The organism is Enterobacter sp. BNK-22, assembly GCF_048684805.1.
Lineage (GTDB): Bacteria > Pseudomonadota > Gammaproteobacteria > Enterobacterales > Enterobacteriaceae > Enterobacter > Enterobacter quasiroggenkampii.
Map to the genome: position 1 here is coordinate 353,340 of NZ_JBLQTT010000001.1, position 23,280 is coordinate 376,619.

At 56.3% G+C, this 23,280-nt stretch carries 20 protein-coding genes; 7 read left to right on the plus strand and 13 right to left on the minus strand.

The features are described from left to right. The first annotated feature begins 15 nt into the window (after nt 1-15). Together ACMGGE_RS01600 and ACMGGE_RS01605 are read left to right on the plus strand one after the other, a co-directional pair. Complete coding sequence (locus tag ACMGGE_RS01600; RefSeq protein WP_045334334.1) at nt 16-1,212, plus strand: Bcr/CflA family multidrug efflux MFS transporter; 1,197 nt, start codon at nt 16-18, stop codon at nt 1,210-1,212. A gap of 278 nt (nt 1,213-1,490) precedes the next feature. Continuing rightward, the gene (locus tag ACMGGE_RS01605) at nt 1,491-1,835 is read left to right on the plus strand and encodes a YejG family protein (protein WP_008500952.1); all 345 of its coding nucleotides are present in this window, start codon (nt 1,491-1,493) and stop codon (nt 1,833-1,835) included. A gap of 3 nt (nt 1,836-1,838) precedes the next feature. Here ACMGGE_RS01605 and yejF read toward each other — a convergent pair whose 3' ends face one another. The 9 genes from yejF to ACMGGE_RS01650 form a co-directional block, all read right to left on the minus strand. Next, a complete protein-coding gene (gene yejF / locus ACMGGE_RS01610; protein WP_223539288.1) occupies nt 1,839-3,428 on the minus strand; it encodes a microcin C ABC transporter ATP-binding protein YejF in 1,590 nt (529 codons plus the stop codon). A 1-nt stretch (nt 3,429) separates the two neighbouring features. Further along, nucleotides 3,430-4,455 (minus strand): ABC transporter permease, encoded by a 1,026-nt coding sequence (locus ACMGGE_RS01615; RefSeq protein ID WP_048224178.1) that lies wholly within the window; start codon nt 4,453-4,455, stop codon nt 3,430-3,432. Then, nucleotides 4,455-5,549, minus strand: coding sequence for a microcin C ABC transporter permease YejB (locus tag ACMGGE_RS01620; protein ID WP_045334343.1), 1,095 nt, complete (start codon nt 5,547-5,549; stop codon nt 4,455-4,457). The genes ACMGGE_RS01615 and ACMGGE_RS01620 overlap by 1 nt, the downstream gene beginning before the upstream one ends. Before the next feature lie 9 nt (nt 5,550-5,558). Next, complete coding sequence (locus tag ACMGGE_RS01625; RefSeq protein WP_045334345.1) at nt 5,559-7,364, minus strand: extracellular solute-binding protein; 1,806 nt, start codon at nt 7,362-7,364, stop codon at nt 5,559-5,561. Between the two features lie 74 nt (nt 7,365-7,438). Then, nucleotides 7,439-8,995, minus strand: coding sequence for a cyclic di-GMP phosphodiesterase (locus ACMGGE_RS01630; protein WP_420293280.1), 1,557 nt, complete (start codon nt 8,993-8,995; stop codon nt 7,439-7,441). Between the two features lie 127 nt (nt 8,996-9,122). Further along, nucleotides 9,123-9,692 carry a bifunctional murein DD-endopeptidase/murein LD-carboxypeptidase gene (gene mepS, locus ACMGGE_RS01635; RefSeq protein WP_008500946.1) on the minus strand — a complete coding sequence of 190 codons (570 nt, stop codon included), beginning with the start codon at nt 9,690-9,692 and terminating at the stop codon, nt 9,123-9,125. 427 nt (nt 9,693-10,119) lie between these two features. Further along, entirely contained in the window at nt 10,120-10,821 is a 702-nt protein-coding gene (locus tag ACMGGE_RS01640) for a phosphatase PAP2 family protein (RefSeq protein ID WP_420293281.1), read from the minus strand. A gap of 33 nt (nt 10,822-10,854) precedes the next feature. Next, nucleotides 10,855-11,841: a GTP-binding protein gene (locus tag ACMGGE_RS01645; protein WP_334755145.1), complete on the minus strand. Its 987-nt coding sequence runs from the start codon at nt 11,839-11,841 to the stop codon at nt 10,855-10,857. Nucleotides 11,842-11,963: 122 nt separating this feature from the next. Beyond that, nucleotides 11,964-13,430 carry a mannitol dehydrogenase family protein gene (locus tag ACMGGE_RS01650; protein ID WP_420293282.1) on the minus strand — a complete coding sequence of 489 codons (1,467 nt, stop codon included), beginning with the start codon at nt 13,428-13,430 and terminating at the stop codon, nt 11,964-11,966. Nucleotides 13,431-13,635: 205 nt separating this feature from the next. On the opposite strand from ACMGGE_RS01650, the gene uxuA reads away from it, so the two are divergent. Beyond that, nucleotides 13,636-14,826 carry a mannonate dehydratase gene (gene uxuA / locus ACMGGE_RS01655; protein WP_420293283.1) on the plus strand — a complete coding sequence of 397 codons (1,191 nt, stop codon included), beginning with the start codon at nt 13,636-13,638 and terminating at the stop codon, nt 14,824-14,826. A 117-nt stretch (nt 14,827-14,943) separates the two neighbouring features. Here the strand turns inward: uxuA and yeiP are convergent, their stop codons facing one another. Next, complete coding sequence (gene yeiP / locus ACMGGE_RS01660; protein WP_008500940.1) at nt 14,944-15,516, minus strand: elongation factor P-like protein YeiP; 573 nt, start codon at nt 15,514-15,516, stop codon at nt 14,944-14,946. Between the two features lie 164 nt (nt 15,517-15,680). Between yeiP and ACMGGE_RS01665 the strand changes: the two genes are divergently transcribed. After that, nucleotides 15,681-15,935: a YkgJ family cysteine cluster protein gene (locus ACMGGE_RS01665; protein ID WP_136195582.1), complete on the plus strand. Its 255-nt coding sequence runs from the start codon at nt 15,681-15,683 to the stop codon at nt 15,933-15,935. Here ACMGGE_RS01665 and setB read toward each other — a convergent pair. After that, a complete protein-coding gene (gene setB, locus ACMGGE_RS01670) occupies nt 15,932-17,113 on the minus strand; it encodes a sugar efflux transporter SetB (RefSeq protein ID WP_420293284.1) in 1,182 nt (393 codons plus the stop codon). The genes ACMGGE_RS01665 and setB overlap by 4 nt on opposite strands. A gap of 361 nt (nt 17,114-17,474) precedes the next feature. Between setB and fruB the strand changes: the two genes are divergently transcribed. The 3 genes from fruB to fruA are packed head-to-tail and all read left to right on the plus strand — an operon-like array spanning nt 17,475 to nt 21,245. Further along, nucleotides 17,475-18,605 carry a fused PTS fructose transporter subunit IIA/HPr protein gene (fruB, locus tag ACMGGE_RS01675; protein ID WP_252076903.1) on the plus strand — a complete coding sequence of 377 codons (1,131 nt, stop codon included), beginning with the start codon at nt 17,475-17,477 and terminating at the stop codon, nt 18,603-18,605. Then, entirely contained in the window at nt 18,605-19,543 is a 939-nt protein-coding gene (gene fruK / locus ACMGGE_RS01680; RefSeq protein ID WP_045908688.1) for a 1-phosphofructokinase, read from the plus strand. Before fruB ends, fruK begins: the two co-directional genes overlap by 1 nt. A 16-nt stretch (nt 19,544-19,559) precedes the next feature. Then, on the plus strand, nt 19,560-21,245 hold the full coding sequence (fruA, locus tag ACMGGE_RS01685; protein ID WP_063622106.1) for a PTS fructose transporter subunit IIBC: 1,686 nt from the start codon (nt 19,560-19,562) through the stop codon (nt 21,243-21,245). Between the two features lie 47 nt (nt 21,246-21,292). On the opposite strand, the gene nfo is transcribed toward fruA, so the two are convergent. Both nfo and ACMGGE_RS01695 read right to left on the minus strand, forming a co-directional pair. Further along, nucleotides 21,293-22,150, minus strand: coding sequence for a deoxyribonuclease IV (nfo, locus tag ACMGGE_RS01690; protein ID WP_094943276.1), 858 nt, complete (start codon nt 22,148-22,150; stop codon nt 21,293-21,295). A gap of 64 nt (nt 22,151-22,214) precedes the next feature. Further along, on the minus strand, nt 22,215-23,261 hold the full coding sequence (locus ACMGGE_RS01695; RefSeq protein ID WP_420293285.1) for a YeiH family protein: 1,047 nt from the start codon (nt 23,259-23,261) through the stop codon (nt 22,215-22,217). Nucleotides 23,262-23,280 lie beyond the last annotated feature (19 nt).

Consider the following 23,280-nt stretch of genomic DNA (forward strand, 5'->3'; position numbering starts at 1 on the left):
TTTCAGGAGAACTCTGTGACCACCAGGCCACACTCGTCGTTCAAAATCGTCTTCATTCTTGGCCTGCTGGCCATGCTGATGCCGCTGTCTATTGATATGTACCTGCCCGCGCTGCCGGTCATTTCCGCGCAATTTGGCGTTCCGGCGGGCAGCGCGCAGATGACGCTCAGCACCTATATTCTTGGCTTTGCCCTCGGCCAGCTGTTTTATGGCCCGATGGCCGACAGCCTTGGACGCAAGCCGGTCATTCTGGGCGGGACGCTGGTCTTTGCGGCCGCAGCGGTTGCCTGCGCGCTGGCGCAGACCATCGATCATCTGATTATCATGCGTTTCTTCCACGGTCTGGCGGCGGCAGCGGCAAGCGTGGTGATTAATGCCCTGATGCGCGATATCTACCCGAAAGAAGAGTTCTCCCGCATGATGTCGTTTGTCATGCTGGTGACGACGATTGCGCCGCTGGTGGCCCCGATGGCCGGTGGTGCGGTGCTGGTGTGGTTCAGCTGGCATGTGATTTTCTGGATCCTGGCCCTGGCCGCGCTGCTGGCCTCCGCGATGATCTTCTTCTTTATTGATGAAACGCTTCCCGTCGAGCGCCGCCAGAAGTTTCACATCCGAACCACAATAGGTAACTTTGCCTCGCTGTTTCGCCACAAGCGGGTGCTGAGCTATATGCTGGCAAGCGGGTTCAGCTTCGCCGGAATGTTCTCCTTCCTGAGCGCCGGGCCGTTTGTCTACATCGAGCTGAACCACGTTTCGCCGCAGCACTTCGGCTATTACTTTGCGCTTAACATCGTCTTCCTGTTCATTATGACCATCATTAACAGCCGCTTTGTCCGACGGGTGGGGGCGCTGAACATGTTCCGCGCCGGGCTCTGGATCCAGTTTGTGATGGCGATCTGGCTGGTGGTGAGCGCGTTTCTGGGTGTGGGCTTCTGGGCGCTGGTGGTCGGCGTGGCGGCCTTTGTCGGCTGCGTGTCGATGGTGTCATCCAATGCGATGGCGGTGATTCTGGATGAGTTCCCGCACATGGCAGGAACCGCATCTTCCCTGGCCGGGACATTCCGCTTCGGCATCGGCGCTATCGTCGGCGCGTTGCTTTCGATGGCCACCTTTACGACGGCATGGCCCATGCTGTGGGCGATGGCTTTTTGCGCAACCAGCTCGATACTCTTCTATCTTTACGCCAGCCGACCGCGAAAAGCGGTCCACTAAAACACAGAGAAGGCCCGGCAGGGCCTTTTTTGTTGATGCATATCAACCAAACCCCGTTCGTTTATGCTGTGTTTGTTTATTTTATGTAAAATCTATTTGTGTAAAAAGTCACATCATTGTATTCAAAAAGGTTGAGTTAGATCGCAGAAACGGGTACATATAGCGCCGACGCGAGCCTGAATACCGATAAAAAAGTGCTGAATAGTGCAGGCTAACGATGATGTGTTACTATAAATGTAAATAAATTGTGAAGTAAATTTTGCTTCCGGGGAACGAACGTGAATACATTACAACTTTCTATTGTCCATCGCTTGCCCCAGAGCTATCGCTGGTCGGCGGGTTTTGCTGGTTCGAAAGTTGAACCGATTCCGCAAAACGTCGCGGGCTGTGAAAACTGCCTGGTGGCGCTCAAGCTGTTAAGCCCGAGTGACGAAAATGCCTGGCGGGTGATGGAGCGTCTCAGTCAGGCCCTGACGGATATCGAAGTGGACAGCTCCGTGCTGGAGTGCGAAGGTGAGCCGTGCCTGTTTGTGAAAAGCCAGGACGAGTTTGCTGCCACCTGCCGTCTGAAAAATTTTGGCGTTGCCATTGCCGAGCCTTTCTCCGGCCAGTACCCGTTCTGAGCGCTAGTCTGACGACAACAGCTGGCGCGTGTAGCGCTGCGTTGGCGCGCTAAATACGCGCTGGCAATCACCCTGCTCGACCACCTCTCCCTGACGCAACACAATCACCTGATGGCATAGCGCACGCACCACCTGTAAATCATGGCTGATAAAGATATAGGCCAGCCGGTGCTTTTCCTGTAACCCTTTCAGCAGCGCCAGGATCTGCGCCTGAACGGTCCTGTCCAGCGACGACGTGGGTTCATCCAGAATAATCAGCTCCGGTTTCAGGATCAGCGCGCGGGCAATGGCGATACGCTGGCGCTGCCCACCGGAAAATTCCGCAGGGTAGCGGTGGCGCGTCTCGGGATCTAGACCCACTTCGGTCATGACCCGCATGACCTCCTGCTCGCGTTGCTGCGCGCTCAGGCCGGGCTGATGGACGCGCAGACCCTCTTCGATAATCTGTAACACGCTGAGCCGTGGGTTAAGTGAGGAGTTGGGATCCTGAAACACCACCTGCATGCGGGGACGCACGGGCAGCATCTGGCGGCGGTTCCAGCGGTGCAGCGGCATATCGTCAAACAGGATCTCGCCCTGGGAGGCAATTAAGCGCAGCAGCGCCAGACCGGTGGTGCTTTTACCCGAGCCGGATTCGCCCACCAGCCCCAGGGATTCCCCCGGGCGCAGCGAGAAGCGGAGGTTTTTCAGCACCGGGTTGCGATCGACAATGCGTCGCAGAATACCTTTGCGGATCGGGAACGAGACGGACAGATCCTCAACGCGCAGCAGCGGCGTGCTGTCCGCATCGAGAGGAACCGGGTCGCCGGAGGGTTCGCTGTCGAGCAACCGCTGCGTATAGGGGTGCTGCGGTGCGCTCAGCAGCGTTGATGCCGTATTCTGTTCAACGCAGCGCCCGTTCTGCATCACCGCCACGCTGTCGGCCAGCTTTCTGACAATGCTCAGGTTGTGCGTGATAAACAGCAGGCTCATGTTCAGCTCGTCACGCAGTTCCCGCAGCAGCGTCAGTATTTGCGCCTGTACCGTCACGTCCAGCGCCGTTGTGGGCTCGTCGGCTATCAGCAGTTCGGGGCGCGTGAGCAGGGCCATGGCGATCATCACGCGCTGGCGTTCGCCGCCGGAGAGTTGATGCGGAAAATCATTCAGTCGTTTGGGCGCATTGCGTATGCCTGTGCGTTCAAGACAATCCAGAATTTCTCCCCGCGCGGCCTCTTTGCGCATCCCACGGTGCAGGGAGAGCACTTCATAGAGCTGTTTTTCCAGGCTGTGCAGCGGGTTAAGCGACACCATCGGCTCCTGGAAAATCATCGCGATTTTGTTGCCGCGAATGCCGCGCAGGGTCTGTTCGTCGGCATGCAGCAGCGAACGGCCGTGAAAGAGAATATCCCCTTGCGGGTAGCTCACCGGCGGAGAGGGCAGCAGCCGCAGGATGGAGAGCGCCGAAACGCTCTTGCCTGAACCCGATTCACCTACCAGGGCCAGCGTTTCACCGCGCTGGATCTGCAGCGTCAGGTCGCTGACCACGGTGCGCGTCTCGTCCTGTTTGGAAAAGGCAATCGACAGGTTATCAATACTGAGCAGGGGCTGGGTCATCTTATACCGCCTTGTTCGGATCAAAGGCATCGCGCACGGCTTCGCCAATAAAAATCAGCAGCGACAGCAGCACGGCCACGGAAAGAAAGGCGGCGATGCCTAACCACGGCGCCTGCAGGTTGTTCTTGCCCTGCAGCAGCAGTTCGCCAAGCGATGGGGAACCCAACGGTAACCCGAAACCGAGAAAATCCAGTGAGGTGAGGGTGGTGATGGAGCTACACAGAATAAACGGCAGGAAGGTGAGCGTTGCCACCACGGCGTTGGGCAACATATGGCGGAAAATGATCCCGCGATCGCTCACGCCAAGCGCCTGCGCGGCGCGAATATAGTCGAAATTACGGGTGCGCAGAAACTCGGCCCTTACCACACCGACCAGCGCCATCCAGCCGAACAGGACGGTGATGCCTAATAGCCACCAGAAGTTGGGCTGTACGACGCTGGAAAGCAGGATGATCAGAAACAGCGTCGGCATGCCTGACCAGACTTCAATAATCCGCTGACACCACAGGTCAATCTTCCCGCCGTAGTAACCCTGAACGGCACCCGCCACGACGCCCATCACGCTTGAGAAGAGCGTCAGCATCAGTCCAAAGAGAAGCGAGATTCGCGTGCCGTACAGGATGCGTGCCAGCACGTCGCCGCCGTTAGCATCCGTTCCCAGCCAGTTTTGCGCGGAGGGCGGGGAAGGGAAGGGGCTTGTGGTGGCGAAGTTAATGCTGTTTGCGCCAAAACGTACCGGCGCCCAGAGCGCCCAGCCGTGCTGCTCAATCTGCTGGCGAAGCCACGGATCCTGATACTCCGCCGGTGTCGCAAACGGGCCGCCAAAGTCGCTTTCGCTGTAATTGGCGATGACCGGCACGTACCAGCGATCGTTAAAATGCACCAGCAGCGGTTTGTCGTTGGCGATCAGTTCTGAAAACAGGCTTAAGACAAACAGCACGGCAAAAATCCACAGCGACCAGTAGCCGCGGCGGTTGTGGCGAAAGCGGGCCCAGCGGGCCTGATTGACGGGGCTTAAACGCGGCATCATCGGCCCTCAAAATCGATTCGGGGATCGACCAGCGTATAGCTGATATCGCTGATGATATTCAGCAGCAGGCCAATCAGGGTAAATATATAGAGTGTGCCAAACATTACCGGATAATCGCGCGACACGGTGGCCTCATAGCCCAGCAGCCCCAGACCGTTGAGCGAGAACATCACCTCTATCAGCAGCGAGCCGGTAAAAAACATACTGATGAACGTGGCCGGAAACCCGGCGATCACCAGCAGCATGGCGTTGCGGAACACGTGTTTCCACATGATCTGCTTCTCGCTCACGCCTTTGGCGCGGGCCGTGACGACGTACTGTTTACGAATTTCATCGAGAAAGGCGTTTTTGGTCAACATGGTGAGGGCCGCAAACCCGCCAATGACCGTTGCCAGAACCGGCAGCGTAATATGCCAGAGATAGTCGGTAATTTTCTGGTACCAGGGCAGGGAGTTGAAATCGGCGGAGACGAGCCCTCGCAGCGGGAAAAGGTCGAAATAGCTTCCCCCGGCAAAAAAGACGATCAGCAGGACAGCAAACAGAAACGCCGGGATGGCATAGCCGATAATGATGAACGTGCTGCTCCAGATATCGAACCGGCTGCCGTTGTACACCGCTTTGCGGATCCCGAGCGGAATAGAGACCAGATAGATGATAAGCGTACCCCACAGCCCCAGCGTGATCGAAACCGGCAGGCTTTGCTTGATCAGCGTCAGCACTGACGCACTGCGAAACAGGCTATCGCCAAAATCAAAGCGGATGTAATCCCAGAGCATCTTGAAATAGCGCTCGTGAATCGGTTTGTCAAAGCCGTAGCGGTGGGTGATCTCGGCGATTACCTCCGGATCCAGACCGCGTCCCCCGCGGTAATGGCTTTCACTGATATTCCCTACGCCGGTTCGCGCATGGCTGGCGCCCATCCCTTCACCACCGCCGCCGGGCATGCCGCCGCTGTTGCCAAATTCAATGGCGGCAATGGCCTGATCGACCGGCCCACCGGGGGCGATTTGCACGATAAAAAAGTTAATCGTGATGATGGCCCACAGGGTAGGGATGACCAGCAGCAGACGGCGGAGAAGATAGGCACCCATGATAATTCCTTATCGCCGCTCAGCGGGAAGTCTGGCGGCTTTGTTAACGTCATACCACCAGGTATCAAAGCCCAGGGAGTAGACAGGGCGCACGGCAGGCACGGAGAACTTATCCCAGCGCGCAAGGCGATCTTCGCCCATATACCACATCGGCAGCATGTAGTAGTTCCAGGTTAAGACCCTGTCGAGGGCGCGCCCGAGCGGCAGAAGCTTGTCTTTATCCCCCTGCGCCGCCACGATTTTCGCAATCAGCGCATCAATCGCCGGGCTTTTAACCCCCGGCGCATTGTACGAGGAGTCGATGTAGCTGGAGGCCCAGGAGATTTGCAGGTCCGAGCTGGGCCATGGCTGCGCGGGCCACAGACGCTGCATCATGTCGTAATCACGGCTGCGCATGCGGCTGGTGATCTGCGCGTTATCCACCTGGCGAATGTTCATGGTCACGCCCAGCCGCTCAAGATTGTGCTTAAACGGCAGCACCCACTGATCGTTGCCTCCGGACGAGAGCAGCAGCTCAAAGCTGAGCGGCTTGCCCGTTTTGGCATCCACACGTTTTTGATTCTTCAGGTGCCAGCCCGCCTCATCCAGCAGCTTGCTGGCCTTCAGCAGGTTGTCGCGGTCGTAACCGTCACCCTTCGATGCGGGCGGCTGAAACACGGTGGTGAAAACCTGCGGTGGCAGTTCCGCTTTCAGCGGCGCCAGCAGGACCAGTTCGTCGGCTTTCGGATAATCGCGCGCGGCGTATTCGGTATTCTGAAAATAGCTGTTGGCGCGGCTGTAGGCACCGTAAAACAGCGCTTTGTTCATCCACTCAAAATCAAAGGCCAGGGAGATGGCTTCGCGCACCCGGCGATCGCTAAATACCGGACGTTGAATATTAAACGCCAGCCAGCGCGTGTCTTGCGCAGACGCATTTTTGTGCTCGTCTTTGACGATATAGCCTTTAGCAAAATTTTTGCCGATATAGCGGGTCGCCCAGTTTTTGGCGCTGCTCTCGACGCGCAAATCGAAGGCCCCGGCTTTGAACGCCTCAAACGCCACGTTATCGTCGAGGTAGTAATCATAGCGAAGGGTGTCGAAGTTCCAGCGTCCGCGGTTTACCGGCAGATTGGCCGCCCAGTAGTCTTTGACGCGGGAATAGACGACATATTGCCCCATGCGCCAGTCGGTGATGCGGTAGGGGCCGCCAGCCAGTGGTGGCGTGGAGAGCGGGTCGCTCAGCTTATGATCTTTCCAGAACGATTCCGGCATCACCGGCAGCGAGAACAGGCTCAGCATGTTCTCTTTGTTGGGTTCACTCAGTTCGATGCGCACGGTGAGCGGCGCAATGGCTCTGACCGATGCGCCTTTATACACGATGCGGAACTGGGGCACGCCTTCGGTCATGAATTTATGGAAGGTGAACGCAACGTCGCTGGCCTTAACCGGTGTGCCATCGTGAAAACGTGCTCGCGGGTTCAGCGAGATTTCCGCCCAGGCGAAGTTATCGGCGTAGCGCACGTTCTCGGCAATCAGCGGATAATAGCTGCCGGGCTCGTCATCGGAGGTGACAAAGAGCGTATCGTAAAGGGATTCCGTCCGCGCGGCCGCCACGCCGCGCAGGGCGTAGCGGTTGAAGTTGTCGAAGGTTCCCGTGGCGGAAAGCGTGACCTTACCGCCCTTAGGCGCGGCAGGGTTGACGTAATCAAAGTGCGTAAAATTGACCGCGTATTTCGGCTCGCCAATCACCGCGAAGGCGATATTTTCTTTGATGGCTTGCGCCTGGCTGGACAGGCTCGTGAATGCCAACATCAGCAACATAAAGCGCATAAGCATCTCGCGGCAGCTCCCTCTTTTACAGACCGGCTCGGTTAAGCTGAATAATAAGTGACGTCGCGGACAATGTGAAATTAATCGCCCTCGGGCGAAATATCAGGCCGCCATTCGCGGAACTGCGCCAGCGGCATCGGACGGCTAATCCAGTATCCCTGCAGGAAGTTAACGCCGTGTTCGCGTAGCCAGGCCGCCTGTTCCGGCGTCTCTACCCCTTCGGCGACGGTCGACATATTCAGTCGTCTTGCCAGCGTCAGAACGGCATCCAGCACCGGCGACGTCACGGTCTCAGTACCGATCGCATTAACAAAACCACGGTCTATTTTGAGGTAGTCCATGGTGAAATGCTCAAGATAAATCAGCGCGCTGTGGCCGGTTCCAAAATCATCAATGGCGATTTCAAACCCTTCGTTATGCAGCCATTCGAAGAGGCTGTTGGCTTCCCGATGGTTAAGCATATCGCGCTCGGTAATTTCCAGCACGATCTGGAAATAATCCGGCGGCAGTAACGCTTTGAAGGTGCGCATATCGTCCTTGAAGCTTTCCGCATGCAGATGCCCCGGCGCAATGTTAATGCCCACCTTGGCGCCCGGAGGTAACAGCGTTTGTAATACGGGAGCGTCGTGAATGATAAGATCAAAGAGATGCAGCGTCAGCGGGACAATCAGCTTCTGCGCTTCGGCAAAATTAATAAACGCGTCCGGCGGAATTTCTCCCATTGTCGGGTGTTTCCAGCGCATCAGGACCTCAAGCCCGGTCATCCTGAGCGATTTGGCATCGACGACGGGTTGATAGACCACATAAAACTGACCGCGCTTGATGGCGCTTAAAATTTCTTTACCCGGATTGAGCCGAATGCTGAGGATGTAGTAGTTAAGCGATCCGGCACAAATACCGCATACCAGCCCGAAAAACAGCGCATAGAGGATTTCATCGCCCGTCCATGCGTCCGCATACAGGTTGATGGTCAGGGGGACGTCTTTCAGTGTCGCCGTGCGGACCGGGATGTCATGCAGTTCGTGTGCATGAACCAGGGTGCTGGACCGCGTCGACAAGGCGTTATCGCCGATGATGATGGCGATACCCGCGAACTCGTCCTGGCGCTCCGTGTAGAGCAGGTAAGGCGTCAGATTAATATTCACTGAGGTGAACACGCCACCATCTTTTACTAATGGGTTGCGGTACCAGATCGCAATCGCCGGCTCATCAGGCAGCATGGGGGTACCCGGAAGCAGGGCCATATCGATCTGTTTATCGATGTTCAGCTCAGGTATCAGCGTCTTCATCGGGACATTCATCGGGCCTGTCGCGGAAGAGCAGAACGCCATCTTGTTCCTGACCAGCAGGAAGGCGCGAACGTTAATGCTGAAGGCCGCGCGTGAGGTGAGTTCCTGATTGACGTCGTGGCAGGTATTTAGCGTGAGAGGCTGGAGAACATTGACCGCTTTTTTTAAATCGTCGAAATAGCTCCCCATGTAGGCGCTCACATCATTCACCAGGGTGTCGAATTTGACTTCTCGCTTGTGGTAACTCCAGGAAAATTGCAGGGAACCCAGGAGCAGGGCGGTAATGAGACCAGTGATAATACTGAGGATCAGTATCTTGCGATTACTGGAGAAGTAGCGGGTAAGCATAGACGTCGTGATTCCTGAAAAGCCGCTGGATGTATTCAGTGTAACGGGCAAAAAAAAACACTGCCGAAGCAGTGCTTTTTTTCATCATATCGCCAGCCAAGGGATAACCAACGATACAATAGCGATATTAACTGCGGGTCAGTACGCGGCGCGCTTCGTTATAACGCTTCTTCCAGTACGGTTCGTTCATGCTGGAAATGGTCACACCGCTGCTGGTGGAGGCATGTACAAACTGGTCATTACCAATGTAGATGCCCACATGTCGACCTGTCGAACCTGCACGGAACAGAACTAAATCACCAGTGCGCAGTTTGGTACGTGAAATCGACTTGCCCATCTCCTGCTGTTCATAGGTCGAACGCGGAAGATCTAACCCAAATTGCTCGCGGAACGTACGCTGTACAAAACCGGAACAATCAATACCTGTTTTCGTGCTACCGCCAAGACGATAACGCACGCCTTTCCAGTCAGCATACTGGTCCATAATGCGGGACTTCACGTCCAGATTACGTACCATATTTTCAAATTCATCCTGAGAGGCTTGCAGTGAAGAGGAATCTTCCATTCCCACAACACGCGTCTCAGGATGCATATTCTTTGCGGTGTTCGATGTACTACATGCAGATAACAGTACCGCGACTGCTATCGCCGGGATCCCCCGTAAGATATATCTCAGAAACGGTTGAGATTTGACCATTTTGTTTATTATCCCTTGAAGTCCTTAACGACAAATATCGTTATAAAAATGCCAAACGTGACGAGACTAATTATCTGTTCACATTGAGACAATTCTTTCTGGTCACATTTGTGGCGTAGCGCACAAAATTATTCACCATCGAAATAATTATCCCTATGGGGCAAAACGAGTTCGAGATTAACCGATTGCCAGGGGTATTGCGAGTAAAAAAAGCCTTTTTTTTATAAGAAAATGTGATACAGAAAGTAAAAATCCGTAATTGCTTAAAATGCGGTCAGATCCGAGGCTTTATCGCGCAATTGCTTCATTTTTATCATGAATGTGATGACAAGAATATGACACGGGGAAAAGATCGTGGCGGGAAGGCTATCGGGGATCATGTCGATCCCTGATAGCTCACGTTAATTTAGGTTAGTTATTTGTTCAATTATTGTTGCGCTTTACCGGGAAGGTAGCGATCGAACAGCGCTATTATCCTGTCGCTCAGTGGGGTCATCAAACACCACGGCAGCGCAATCAGCGCAACGGAAAGCGAACCGACGGCAATATCGGTGAACCAGTGAGCGCCAATCATTACGCGCGGGAAGGCAAAAACCACAAAAATAATCAGGGCTATGGCAAACGCTTTTCTGCCGAAATAGCGAAGCATAATTGCGGAAAAAATAAGCAGCATCATGCCGTGATCGCCAGGGAAACTGTCCTTCGACGCATCTTTCGTTGGAATATGCAGCAGCTCACTGACGCGATAAATATCGGTGAAAAAGAGCGTTGGGCTGGAACGCTTAACCGGAATAATCGCGGTGGCCAGCTGGTTAATGATGACAGCAAACAGCAGCATCACCAGACCGATAATCAGAATACGTCGGCGTCCTGCTTTATCTTCTTTCAGCCAGAAAGAGAGCATCAGGCAGCCCATCGCCAGCAGCGAGAAGCCGTCAAAGGCGCGGTTGTTGGTGATGGCCACCAGCCACAGGAACGCGTTGCTCTTCACCAGCTCCTGGTTGAAGAAGTGGAAGAGGGCAGAATCCAGTGGGAACCAGAAACCATGATTCACCGGGATATACCAGGAGAAGAAAAGCGCCAGACCGGCGACATTAAGCAGTAATATCAGGAGAAATCGAGTTGTCATAACGTTCTGCATAGAGTGAAAACTGGGGCAACGTTAGCCGCCCGAACTTAAACGAATCCTCAACAGGCTGGACTGGAGGGCATTCCAGTCGGCGTTAACCGCACTAATTAACTCTATTCGGCTGTCGGGCGGCGCCACGTTTTGCGTTTCAATAAAGAAATCGTCGCCCTGGCGGTTGATCCGCACCAGTCCGTCCGGCGTGCGCATGATCCCTTTCACGCGATCGACGGGCGCAAGGCGGGCCCACTCCAGGATCCCAATGGTGTCAAAAACGGTTTCAGCATCAAAAATCCATCCGCAGGCCTGATATCCCTGACCGCTGTTCAGATTACGACGCCAGCGCTGGTGCTCCGGCAGACTCAGGGCTGCCAGACCCTGCTTAACCGGGTGACTGTGCGCATGCTCCGCGCTGGCGGGCAGCTCGGTGAGGTTCAGACGAGGCAGGTCAAGCAGGGCGCTATCAATATTCCCCTGGGTGGCCTGCACAAGCGTGCGATTGCCGCCAAAATGCTGCCACCACGCCTCCAGCGCGGCCTGGCTTTCTGGCGTGGCGCGATCTTCCTTGTTGGCGACGATAACATCCGCCGAGGCAAGCTGATCGCGGAAGTTCTCGTTGGCCACCGCCTTGTCATCCAGAAGCTGACGCGGATCGAGCAGGCACAGGGTGGCGCGCAGATCGATCCACGGCTCGTAAACCGGGGCTGTCAGCAAATCAAGGATCTGCTTCGGGTGACCCAGCCCGGTAGGTTCAATCAGCAGGCGATCAGGTTTGCCCTGACGCAGCAGGGTATTGAGCCCGACCTGCATCGGCAGGCCATTGACGCAGCACATACATCCGCCGGGGATCTCTTTAATCATCGCGCCGCTGGATGACAGCAACGCGCCGTCAATGCCCACCTCGCCAAATTCATTGACCAGCACGGCCCACTTCTCGGCCGGATCTTTATTCGCCAGCAGATGGAGAATTGAGGTGGTTTTACCGCTGCCGAGAAAACCGGTGATGAGGTTGGTTTTGGTCACGTGCGCTCCGGATGAGAATTGTGATGCTATAACACTGTTTTCTATCCTGGCGAAAAACGGGCCCCGTGAGAAGGGGAAGGGCGAACGGAGGCCTCATCCGTTCGCATTAAGCGCAATAATCGTTAAAGATTTAACGTTTCGATAACAGCCTGACGCGCGCCGTGGCGGGTAATGCGCTCATAGGCCTGGCTGACAGCCTCCACAAAAATGCGATTACGCGCAAGATCGTGACCGAAGACCTCACTCAGCCCCAGCAGCGCGTGGACGCGGTTGGCGTCGCTGCTGGCGTTGACGATGGCGCGGATTTTATCGCTGAGGGGATCGCGAACGTCAATCGCGTTTCCGCGTTCGTCGGTACCGCTGACGTAGCGTATCCAGCCGGCCACGCCCAGGGCCAGCAGCGACCACGGCGTATTTCGCTCAAGATGAACGCGGATCCCGTCCAGCATTCTCTGGGGCAGCTTCTGGCTACCGTCCATCGCGATTTGCCAGGTCCGATGCTGGAGGGCCGGGTTGGCAAAGCGTTCGATCAGGCTATCGGCGTATGCCGTGAGGTCGACATCCTTAATGCGCAACGTGGGGGCCTGCTCGTCCAGCATCAGCCGACGGGCGGCTTCACGGAACGCCGCGTCCTCCATGCATTCATTTATATGGGCATAGCCCGCGAGGTACCCCAGATACGCCAGGAAAGAGTGGCTGCCGTTGAGCATGCGTAATTTCATCTGCTCCCAAGGCAGCACATCCTGCACCATCTGGACACCCGCCACTTCCCACTCGGGACGCCCGGCGACAAAATTATCTTCCACGACCCACTGAATGAACGGCTCGCAGCTGATGGCGCACGGATCTTCCACGCCGAGTGCGTCGGTGATTTCCGCCAGCGAGGCTTCCGTCGCGGCGGGCACAATCCTGTCGACCATCGTCCCCGGGAAACTCACGTGGCTATCAATCCATTCAGATAACCCTGCGGAACGTTTTTGCGCCATGCCCAGCACCGCGTTTTTCACCACGTGCCCGTTGTCAGGGATATTGTCGCAGGACAGCACGGTAAACGCAGGCAAGCCGCGCTCGCGGCGGCGGTGGAGGGCTTCGACCAGGATCCCAGGGGCCGAATGTGGCTCGGAGGGATTTTCAAGGTCGTGGACGATCCTGGGGTTATTCAGATCGAGTTTTCCGGTCGCGGGATCGATGCAATAGCCTTTTTCCGTGATGGTGAGCGAGACAATCGCAACCTGAGGCTCGCAAAATTTCTCAATAATGGCGGGCAGAGAGTCCAGCTTTGCGTTCAGGCATTCATGGACAGCACCGACGATAATGGCCTCATTTCCTTCAGCCCCTTTTTCCAGCACGGTGAACAGATGATCCTGCGCGCGCAGCTGGCTCATCAGCATATCGCCGCTGAAAAGGCTAATCTCACAAATCCCCCAGTCGCCGCCTTTTTCATTCAGCACCCGATTTGTTAACAATGCCTGGTGCGCACGGTGAAACGCGCCAAAGCCAAAGTGGACGATGCGGGAGCGTAATGACTGGCGATCGTAGCGAGGTTGCTGAACCCGGGCAGGAAGGGCGGTGGAGGCAATTGTCTTCATGAGATACACACCTGATTAACCATTAATTAACAATGCCAGTGTAAAGTTATATGACAACAAATAAAATTGGTGAGCCGTAAATATCCCCGTTATGTGAGTTTGATCAATCAATGTGTGGCGGTGTATTGACCCTTCACGGCAAACATGTATGGTAGTCGTCATTGCAGTAGCACATATTGGTATAACAACTTAAGAGGGTGAGGCAATGGAACAAACCTGGCGTTGGTACGGGCCGAACGATCCGGTTTCTCTTGATGATGTGCGTCAGGCTGGCGCAACGGGTGTCGTCACGGCGCTGCATCATATTCCTAACGGTCAGGTCTGGCCGGTAGAGGAAATACAGACGCGTCAGGCGCTGCTGGCGGAGAAGGGATTAACCTGGTCTGTGGTAGAAAGCATTCCGGTTCATGAAGATATCAAAACCCATTCAGGGAAGTACCAGACCTGGATTGCTAACTACCAGCAGAGCATCCGTAACCTTGCGGCCTGCGGCATTGATACGGTTTGCTATAACTTCATGCCTATCCTGGACTGGACGCGAACCGACCTTGAATATCAGATGCCGGACGGCTCGAAAGCGCTGCGTTTCGATCAGATTGCCTTTGCGGCATTCGAACTGCACATTCTGAAACGCCCTGGCGCCGACGCGGATTACACCGCGGAAGAGCAGCAGCAGGCGCTCGCGTGGTTTAACGCCGCCAGTGACGCAGATATCGAAAAGCTGACCCGTAATATTATTGCGGGCCTGCCTGGGGCTGAAGAAGGGTATACGCTGGATCAGTTCCGCGCCCGCCTGGCGGAATACGGCGATATTGATAAGCAGCAGCTGCGTGAAAACATGGCGTATTTCCTGCGCGCTATCGTGCCGGTTGCGGAAGAGGTAGGGGTTCGCCTGGCCGTACATCCGGACGATCCACCGCGTCCAATCCTCGGCCTGCCGCGTATCGTGTCCACGATTGAAGATATGCAGTGGCTGAAAGAGACGGTCGACAGCATCTATAACGGCTTCACCATGTGTACCGGCTCCTACGGCGTGCGGGCGGATAACGACCTGGTGCGGATGATTGAAACCTTCGGCGATCGTATCCACTTCACGCATCTGCGCGCGACCTGCCGTGAAGAGAACCCAAAAACCTTCCACGAGGCGGCGCACCTGGGCGGTGATGTGAATATGGTGGCGGTGGTAGACGCCATTCTGGCGGAAGAGGCGCGTCGCAAGCAGACTGGCGATGTGCGTCCTATTCCGTTCCGTCCTGACCACGGCCACCAGATGCTGGACGATCTGCGTAAGAAAACTAACCCGGGTTATTCGGCAATTGGCCGTCTTAAAGGGATGGCAGAAGTGCGCGGCGTTGAGCTGGCGCTGAAGATGACGAAGTATCCGGAGCTGCTGTAACCGCAATTGCCGGGTGGCGGCTTCGCCTTACCCAGCCTACAAAAACACAAAAACCGGCTTCAGGGCCGGTTTTTTCGTAGGTCGGGTAAGCGTAGCGCCACCCGACAAATGCCGCAATCAGTCAGCGCGGCCCATATAGCGTTTTTCTTCGATATGGATGCGGATCTTCTCGCCAGCAGACAGGTATTCCGGTACCTGCACAACCAGGCCGGTCGTCAGGGTCGCCGGTTTGTTGCGGGCACTTGCGGATGCGCCTTTGATGCCTGGTGCCGTTTCAACGATTTCCAGATCGACCGTCTGAGGCAGTTCCAGCGCCAGCAGCACGCCGTCCCAGGTCAGAACCTGCATGTCTGGCATACCGCCTTCCGGGATGAACAGCAGCTCTTCTTCAATCTGATCTTTGGTGAAGATGTACGGGGTGTAATCTTCTTTGTCCATGAACACATATTCGTTACCGTCGATGTAGGAGAAATCAACATAGCGACGGGTCAGGGTGACGGTATCAACGATATCGTCACCTTTAAAGCGCTCTTCCACCTTCAGGCCGGTACGCACATCGGCGAAACGCATTTTGTACAGCGTAGCTGCACCACGGGCGCTTGGTGCCTGAATATCGATATCTTTCACAATCAGCAGTTTGCCGTTGTAATTCAGTACCATACCTTTCTTAATTTCGTTCGCTCTTGGCATTGCAGTAATCCTGTTTACGGGAGGTAAAAAATATCGCGCCAAATTACTCGTGCGCGGCCTTTCAGGCAAGAGGAATTCGTGGCTTTTGCTATCAATACGCAAAAGGTGTTACTGTGCGCGCGATACCCGACTGTACGGGCATCCGCCAGCGAAAGAGAGCATTTATGGATTGCCGTCCCGATTGTGGCGCGTGCTGTACTGCACCGTCCATTTCAAGCCCCATTCCAGGAATGCCCGAGGGCAAGCCTGCCAATACCCGCTGCGTTCAGCTCTCGGAAACCAACCTGTGCATGATCTTTGGCTCACCGCTGCGTCCGAAGGTCTGCTCCGGGCTTCAGCCCACGGCCGAAATGTGTGGCAGCACGCGCGAGCAGGCGATGACGTACCTTCTTGAGCTTGAAGCGCTCACCGCACCTTAAACGTCTTTAATCTTCGCCAGACAGCCCATCGTCAGCGTACACATCACCAGCGCAATCCAGAACACCGTGTGATAGTTCCAGATTTCGGCCACAACACCGGCCATTGAGCCGGCAATAATCCAGCCCACGCGAGTGGTATTAGTATAAAGGGTGGTGGCAGAGCCTGCCTGCCCCGGCATCAGGTCCTGGAAATAGAGCATGCCTATCCCGGCGAGAATGCCAATATAGATGGCGTTCAGCAGCTGTAACGCCAGCAATAGCTCAGGCGTATGTACCGTCAGCATGCCGAGATAGAACAGCAGACCGGCGACGGCGGCGATGCGCATTAAAAAACGTTTCCCGAAGCGCTTTGCGTAATAGCCTGCGATAAGCATGGTCGGGATCTCAAGCCCGGCCGCGGTGCCCATCATGATCCCCGCCAGCTTCTCCGACAGGTGCAGTTCATTAATAATAAACAGCGGCATATTGATGATGTACAGGCTATTGGTGCCCCACATCAGCGTGCAGATCGCGAACAGGAGCAGGGCATCGCGGCGGTTACGGCGCGGCGCTTCCAGCACGCCCGTTGCTACTTTGGGCTCTTTGCGCATGGACGGCAGGAAGAACCACACCAGCGCGCCGCACGCCACAAACGCGACCGCCGCGCTCAGGTACATCACCGTAAAGCCAAAACCCATCGCCAGCGCATAAGCCAGCGGCGGGCCAATCACCCACGCCAGCGACACCTGTGCACGCAGGACAGAGCTGAACATCACCGCTTCACGTCCGGTATGGTCGGCGTGTTCGCGGGCAAGCGCGAACAGCTGTGGGTTCGCCGTCGAACCAAAGCTGCTCAGGAATACCCCGACGAAAAGCAGAATGAAGTAGTTGCGGTTCCAGGCAAACAGAACACAGGCCATGACTCCCAGCAGGCAGCAGAAAACGATCAGGCTTTTACGATCGCCTTTTCTGTCGGATCGCCCCGCCAGGAACTGACTGACCAGGATGCCGATGATGGCGCTTCCGGTAAAAAAGAAGCCAACCAGCGCCGGACGAACATGAACCTCATTGGTCAAAAATAAGCTCAGCGTCGGCGTCTGTAACGCACCGGCAATGCCCGTGAAGAAGGCAACAATCAGGAAGGCCGCTGAGGTCAAATCAAAGGGCTTCGGCGAGGCAGCCGCAGGGATGTTATGCATGTTTTATAATTAGCGAGTAGCAGAGAGGGGCGGAGTGTACGCCGTCAGCTAAAAAATAAACAGTGGGTGCGGTCAATGATGCCACGAAAAATCAAAATGGCATTTCATCTTGCATCCACATCGGCTGACCTTAGCTGAAACTGACTTGCTGAACTTCAGCAAAATTCAGCTGAACGAAGAAGAAATGTGCTGTATCTCTAAATTCTGCAATCTGAAATACGAGTTTTCTTGCAAGGCATTGCAGAAAGCGCAAGACTTTTTGAAACGTTTCAGCGCTATCTTGTTTTAACAAACGGAGCAGGCTAGCGCATTTTTTCTCATTAAAGCTGAAACGATTCAAGTTCAGCAGGAGTGGAGAACCATGTTCCAGTTATCTGTTCAGGATATCCACCCGGGCGCTCAGGCCGGGGATAAAGAAGAGGCTATTCGCCAGGTTGCCGCTGCGCTTGTGCAGGCGGGTAACGTCGCGGACGGCTATGTCAACGGCATGCTGGCGCGCGAGCAGCAGACCTCAACCTTCCTCGGTAATGGGATCGCCATTCCGCACGGCACCACCGACACCCGCGATCAGGTGTTGAAAACCGGCGTTAAGGTTTACCAGTTCCCGCAGGGCGTGCTCTGGGGAGACGGTCAGGTAGCCTATGTGGCCATCGGTATCGCGGCCAGCAGCGACGAACACTTAGGTCTGCTGCGTCAGCTGACGCATGTCCTGAGCGATGACGCGGTGGCTGAACAGCTTAAATCCGCCACCACCGCGGAAGAGCTGCGCGCCTTGCTGATGGGCGAAAAACAGAGTGAAGCGCTGAAACTGGATAATGAAACGCTGACGCTGGATGTAGTTGCTTCCGATCTGGTGACGCTGCAGGCGCTGAACGCGGGCCGCCTGAAAGAAGCCGGCGCGGCGGATGCCACGTTTGTGACGCGCGTGATTAACGATAAGCCGTTGAATCTGGGTCAGGGTATCTGGCTGAACGACAGTGCTGAAGGCAACCTGCGTAGTGCGATTGCCGTGAGCCGTGCGGCCACGGCATTTGACGTAGAAGGCGAACGCGCGGCCATGCTGGTGACCGTGGCGATGGCTGATGAACAGCCGGTTTCCGTGCTGAAGCGTCTGGGCGATCTGCTGCTGAACAACAAAGCTGAAAAGCTGCTGAACGCTGATGCCTCCACCGTGCTGGCGCTGCTGACCAGTGATGATGCGCCGACTGAAGACGTGCAGACCGCTGAGTTCGTGGTACGTAACGAGCACGGCCTGCATGCCCGTCCGGGCACCATGCTGGTGAATACCATTAAACAATTCGAGAGTGAGATTACCGTGGCGAATCTTGACGGCACGGGCAAACCGGCCAACGGCCGTAGTCTGATGAAAGTGGTCGCGCTGGGCGTGAAGAAAGGCCACCGTCTGCGTTTCACCGCGCAGGGTGCCGATGCTGAACAGGCGCTGAAAGCGATTGGCGATGCCATCGCGGCAGGTCTGGGGGAGGGCGCATAATGAGCAGACGTGTTGCGACTATTACGCTGAACCCAGCTTATGACCTGGTAGGATTTTGCCCGGAAATTGAGCGCGGCGAAGTCAACCTCGTGCGTACCACCGGCCTGCATGCTGCGGGCAAAGGGATTAACGTCGCGAAAGTGCTCAAGGATCTCGGTATTGATGTCACCGTGGGCGGATTCCTCGGTAAAGACAATCAGGACGGTTTCCAGCAGCTGTTCAGCGAGCTGGGCATTGCCAACCGTTTTCAGGTTGTTCAGGGCCGTACCCGTATCAACGTTAAGCTGACGGAAAAAGACGGTGAAGTAACCGATCTGAACTTCTCGGGCTTCGAAGTGACGGCGTCTGACTGGGAGCGCTTTGTCAACGACTCGCTGACCTGGCTGGGGCAGTTTGACATGGTCTGCGTCAGCGGCAGCCTGCCGTCCGGCGTGAGCCCGGAAGCCTTTACCGACTGGATGACGCGCCTGCGCAGCCAGTGCCCATGCATCATTTTTGACAGCAGCCGTGACGCGCTGGTTGCGGGCCTGAAAGCCTCACCGTGGCTGGTGAAGCCGAATCGCCGCGAGCTGGAGATCTGGGCGGGTCGTAAGCTGCCAGAATTAAAAGATGTGATTGACGCTGCCCATGCGCTGCGCGAGCAGGGTATCGCTCACGTGGTGATCTCGCTTGGTGCAGAAGGCGCGTTGTGGGTTAACGCGTCTGGCGAATGGATCGCCAAACCGCCGTCAATGGAAGTTGTGAGTACCGTTGGCGCAGGGGATTCCATGGTTGGCGGCCTGATTTATGGTCTGCTGATGCGGGAATCCAGTGAACATACCTTACGTCTTGCCACTGCCGTTGCTGCCCTGGCCGTCAGCCAGAGCAATGTCGGTATTACCGATCGTACCCAGTTAGCCGCGATGATGGCGCGCGTTGACTTAAAACCTTTTAACTAACAGCAGGAGAGGAATAATGAAAACGCTGCTGATCATTGACTCCGGTCTCGGACAGGCTCGCGCCTATATGGCGAAGACCTTGCTGGGCGCGGCGGCACAAAAAGCACATCTGGAGATTATCGATAATCCAGGCGATGCAGAACTGGCCATTGTCCTGGGCGACAAAATCCCGGCTGACAGTGCGCTGAACGGCAAAAAAGTGTGGCTGGGCGATATTAATCGCGCGGTGGCACACCCGGAACTGTTCCTGAGCGAAGCGAAAGGTCATGCGTCTGTCTACAGCGCGCCTGTCGCGACGGCACCGGCTACGGCCACGGGCCCGAAACGCATTGTGGCGGTGACGGCCTGCCCGACGGGGGTGGCTCACACCTTTATGGCGGCTGAAGCCATTGAAACCGAAGCGAAAAAACGCGGCTGGTGGGTAAAAGTTGAAACACGCGGCTCCGTCGGTGCCGGCAACGCGATCACCCCTGAAGAAGTGGCGGAGGCCGATCTGGTGATTGTGGCGGCGGATATCGAAGTGGACCTCGCGAAATTTGCCGGTAAGCCAATGTACCGTACCTCCACCGGCCTGGCGCTGAAAAAGACCGCGCAGGAGTTTGATAAAGCGCTGGTAGAAGCGAAGCCGTATCAGGCAACCGGCGCGCGTCAGACCGCGACGGAAGGGAAGAAAGAGTCCGCTGGCGCCTATCGCCACCTGCTGACCGGTGTGTCTTACATGCTGCCGATGGTGGTCGCGGGCGGTCTGTGTATCGCGCTCTCGTTCGCGTTTGGTATCACCGCGTTTAAAGAACAAGGTACGCTGGCGGCTGCGCTGATGCAGATCGGCGGTGGCTCAGCCTTCGCCCTGATGGTGCCGGTTCTGGCGGGCTTTATTGCCTTCTCCATTGCTGACCGTCCTGGCCTGACGCCGGGTCTTATCGGCGGCATGCTGGCCGTGAGCACCGGTTCCGGCTTTATCGGCGGTATCATCGCGGGCTTCCTCGCCGGTTACGTCGCGAAGCTGATTAGCTCGAAGCTGAAGCTGCCGCAGAGTATGGAAGCGCTGAAGCCGATCCTGATCATCCCTCTGATTTCCAGCCTGGTGGTCGGCCTGGCGATGATTTACCTGATTGGTAAGCCGGTTGCGGGCATCCTGGCGGGTCTGACTCACTGGCTGCAAACCATGGGTACCGCGAATGCGGTTCTGCTGGGTGCAATCCTCGGCGGCATGATGTGTACCGACATGGGTGGTCCGGTGAACAAAGCGGCGTACGCCTTTGGTGTGGGCCTGCTGAGTACCCAGACCTACGCGCCAATGGCGGCGATCATGGCGGCAGGTATGGTGCCTCCGCTGGCGCTCGGTCTGGCGACGATTATTGCCCGTCGTAAGTTCGATAAAGCGCAGCAGGAAGGCGGTAAAGCCGCGCTGGTGCTGGGTCTGTGCTTCATCACCGAAGGGGCGATTCCGTTCGCGGCGCGTGACCCAATGCGTGTGCTGCCGTGCTGTATCGTAGGCGGTGCGGTAACGGGGGCGATCTCTATGGCTGTCGGTGCGAAGCTGATGGCACCACACGGCGGTCTGTTCGTGCTGCTGATCCCAGGCGCGATCACCCCGGTACTGGGCTACCTGCTGGCGATTGTTGCCGGTACGCTGGTGGCGGGTCTCTCTTACGCGGTGCTGAAACGTCCGGAAGCGGAAGTTGTGGCAAAAGCAGCGTAAGCGATAAACAACAAAAAAGCCGGGTTGCATTACGCACCCGGCTTTTTTTATGCCGCCTGTTCCGCGGTTTGCTGTGCCTTCAGCCAGGCAATCTCTTCTGCCCAGATGTCCGGATTAATGGTTTCCAGCACCATCGGAATACCGTCGAAGCGGGCGTCCTGCATAATAAAGCGAAACGCATCGTGGCCAATGTTGCCTTCGCCCAGGCTGTGGTGGCGGTCAACGCGGCTACCAAAGGCGCTTTTCGCATCGTTTAAGTGCATTCCGCGCAGGTACTTAAAGCCCACAATGCGCTCGAACTCATCAAACGTGTTTTTCGTTGCCTCGGTGGTGCGCAGGTCATAACCGGCGGCAAACGCGTGGCAGGTATCAATGCACACGCCCACGCGGGATTTATCCTCCACGCCGTCGATAATCGCTGCCAGATGTTCGAACCTGAAGCCGAGGTTGCTGCCCTGACCGGCGGTATTCTCAATCACCGCGGTGACGCCTTTGGTCTTGTCCAGGGTGATGTTGATGGATTCGGCAATGCGCGCCAGGCAGGCATCTTCGTCGATCTGCATCAGATGGCTACCCGGATGGAAGTTCAGCAGCGTCAGCCCCAACTGTTCGCAGCGCTGCACTTCATCCAGAAACGCCTCGCGGGATTTTTCCAGCGCCTCTTCAACCGGGTGACCGAGGTTGATCAGGTAGCTGTCGTGGGGGAGGATCTGGCCGGGCCCGTAGCGGTATTTCTCACAGGCGGCTTTGAAATCATCAATCACCTCAGCGGTGAGCGGTGCGGCGCGCCACTGGCGCTGATTTTTGGTGAACAGGGCGAAAGCGGTCGCCTCAATTTCGGCGGCACGAATGGCGGCATTGGCAAGGCCACCTGCAGCGCTGACGTGCGCTCCAACATATTTCATAAAGGGACTCCTGTTAACCCGAAATGCCTATGATAGCGGGTTAACAGGAGAAGGATGTAGTGGTTTATGCCATCAGGCTATGGACCGCGAGGTTAATCGCGCCGCCGCCGACAATCAGCCAGATGAAGAGCACCAGCGCCATCAGCAGCGGTTTCGCACCGGCTTTTTTCAGCGCGCTGACGTGCGTGGTCACCCCCAGCGCCGCCATGGCCATCGCCAGCAGTACGGTATCCAGCGTCACCAGCATATCCACCACCGCTTTCGGCAGCAGGTGGAAGGAGTTAAAGATAGCGACCACGATGAACAGGATCGCAAACCACGGAATGGTGATTTTGCTCTTCTCGCTGCCGCCCGCCGGAGCCAGCTGTTTAACCCGTGCGGCCAGGAAAATCAGGAACGGCGCCAGCATCATCACGCGCAGCATTTTGGCAATCACCGCTGCGTTTTCAGCGTCCGGGTTAATGGCATGTCCTGCAGCGACCACCTGGGCCACTTCGTGCATGGTCGAACCGATATAGATGCCGTAGGTTTCCGGGCTGAACCAGTGGGCAACCAGCGGATACATGGCCGGGTAGAGGAAAATCGCCAGCGTACCGAAGATCACCACCGTCGCTACCGCCACCGTTACCTTGCTGGCTTCGGCCTTCACGACGGGTTCCGTGGCCAGCACCGCCGCTGCGCCACAGATACTGCTCCCGGCACCGATCAGCCAGCTGGTTTGACTGTCCAGGCCAAACACTTTCTGGCCGATAAAACAGGCCAGTAAAAAGGTGCTGGTCAGGGTCAGAACGTCGATGGCGATCCCGCTCGCACCCACATCCGCAATCTGCGAAAAGGTGAGACGGAAGCCGTAAAGAATGATCCCAAGACGCAGCAGATGCTGCTTGGCAAAGATTACGCCGCCGTCGCAGGATTTCCAGATATGCGGGTAAACGGTGTTACCCACGACCATGCCGAGCAAAATGGCGAGCGTCAGCGCGCTGAAACCTGCGCCTGCGATGGCCGGGATGCTGCCGCCCCATAGCGCTACGGCGGTGACTGCAGCGCTGAGCGCAAGACCCGGCACGAAGTGCCACACTGTACGATGATGTTGTAAGGTGATTTCTGACATAACCTTCTCCTTTGTCTGG

Bases quoted from the DNA above. Each gene is read 5' to 3' on its own strand.
- fruA (WP_063622106.1), top strand. From the start codon at position 19,560: ATGAAAACGCTGCTGATCATTGACTCCGGTCTCGGACAGGCTCGCGCC.
- yeiP (WP_008500940.1), bottom strand. From the start codon at position 15,516: ATGCCAAGAGCGAACGAAATTAAGAAAGGTATGGTACTGAATTACAAC.
- mepS (WP_008500946.1), bottom strand. From the start codon at position 9,692: ATGGTCAAATCTCAACCGTTTCTGAGATATATCTTACGGGGGATCCCG.
- ACMGGE_RS01640 (WP_420293281.1), bottom strand. From the start codon at position 10,821: ATGACAACTCGATTTCTCCTGATATTACTGCTTAATGTCGCCGGTCTG.
- nfo (WP_094943276.1), bottom strand. From the start codon at position 22,150: ATGAAATATGTTGGAGCGCACGTCAGCGCTGCAGGTGGCCTTGCCAAT.
- ACMGGE_RS01665 (WP_136195582.1), top strand. From the start codon at position 15,681: ATGGATTGCCGTCCCGATTGTGGCGCGTGCTGTACTGCACCGTCCATT.
- ACMGGE_RS01650 (WP_420293282.1), bottom strand. From the start codon at position 13,430: ATGAAGACAATTGCCTCCACCGCCCTTCCTGCCCGGGTTCAGCAACCT.
- ACMGGE_RS01625 (WP_045334345.1), bottom strand. From the start codon at position 7,364: ATGCTTATGCGCTTTATGTTGCTGATGTTGGCATTCACGAGCCTGTCC.
- fruB (WP_252076903.1), top strand. From the start codon at position 17,475: ATGTTCCAGTTATCTGTTCAGGATATCCACCCGGGCGCTCAGGCCGGG.
- uxuA (WP_420293283.1), top strand. From the start codon at position 13,636: ATGGAACAAACCTGGCGTTGGTACGGGCCGAACGATCCGGTTTCTCTT.
- fruK (WP_045908688.1), top strand. From the start codon at position 18,605: ATGAGCAGACGTGTTGCGACTATTACGCTGAACCCAGCTTATGACCTG.
- ACMGGE_RS01615 (WP_048224178.1), bottom strand. From the start codon at position 4,455: ATGCCGCGTTTAAGCCCCGTCAATCAGGCCCGCTGGGCCCGCTTTCGC.
- setB (WP_420293284.1), bottom strand. From the start codon at position 17,113: ATGCATAACATCCCTGCGGCTGCCTCGCCGAAGCCCTTTGATTTGACC.
- ACMGGE_RS01695 (WP_420293285.1), bottom strand. From the start codon at position 23,261: ATGTCAGAAATCACCTTACAACATCATCGTACAGTGTGGCACTTCGTG.
- yejF (WP_223539288.1), bottom strand. From the start codon at position 3,428: ATGACCCAGCCCCTGCTCAGTATTGATAACCTGTCGATTGCCTTTTCC.
- ACMGGE_RS01630 (WP_420293280.1), bottom strand. From the start codon at position 8,995: ATGCTTACCCGCTACTTCTCCAGTAATCGCAAGATACTGATCCTCAGT.
- ACMGGE_RS01620 (WP_045334343.1), bottom strand. From the start codon at position 5,549: ATGGGTGCCTATCTTCTCCGCCGTCTGCTGCTGGTCATCCCTACCCTG.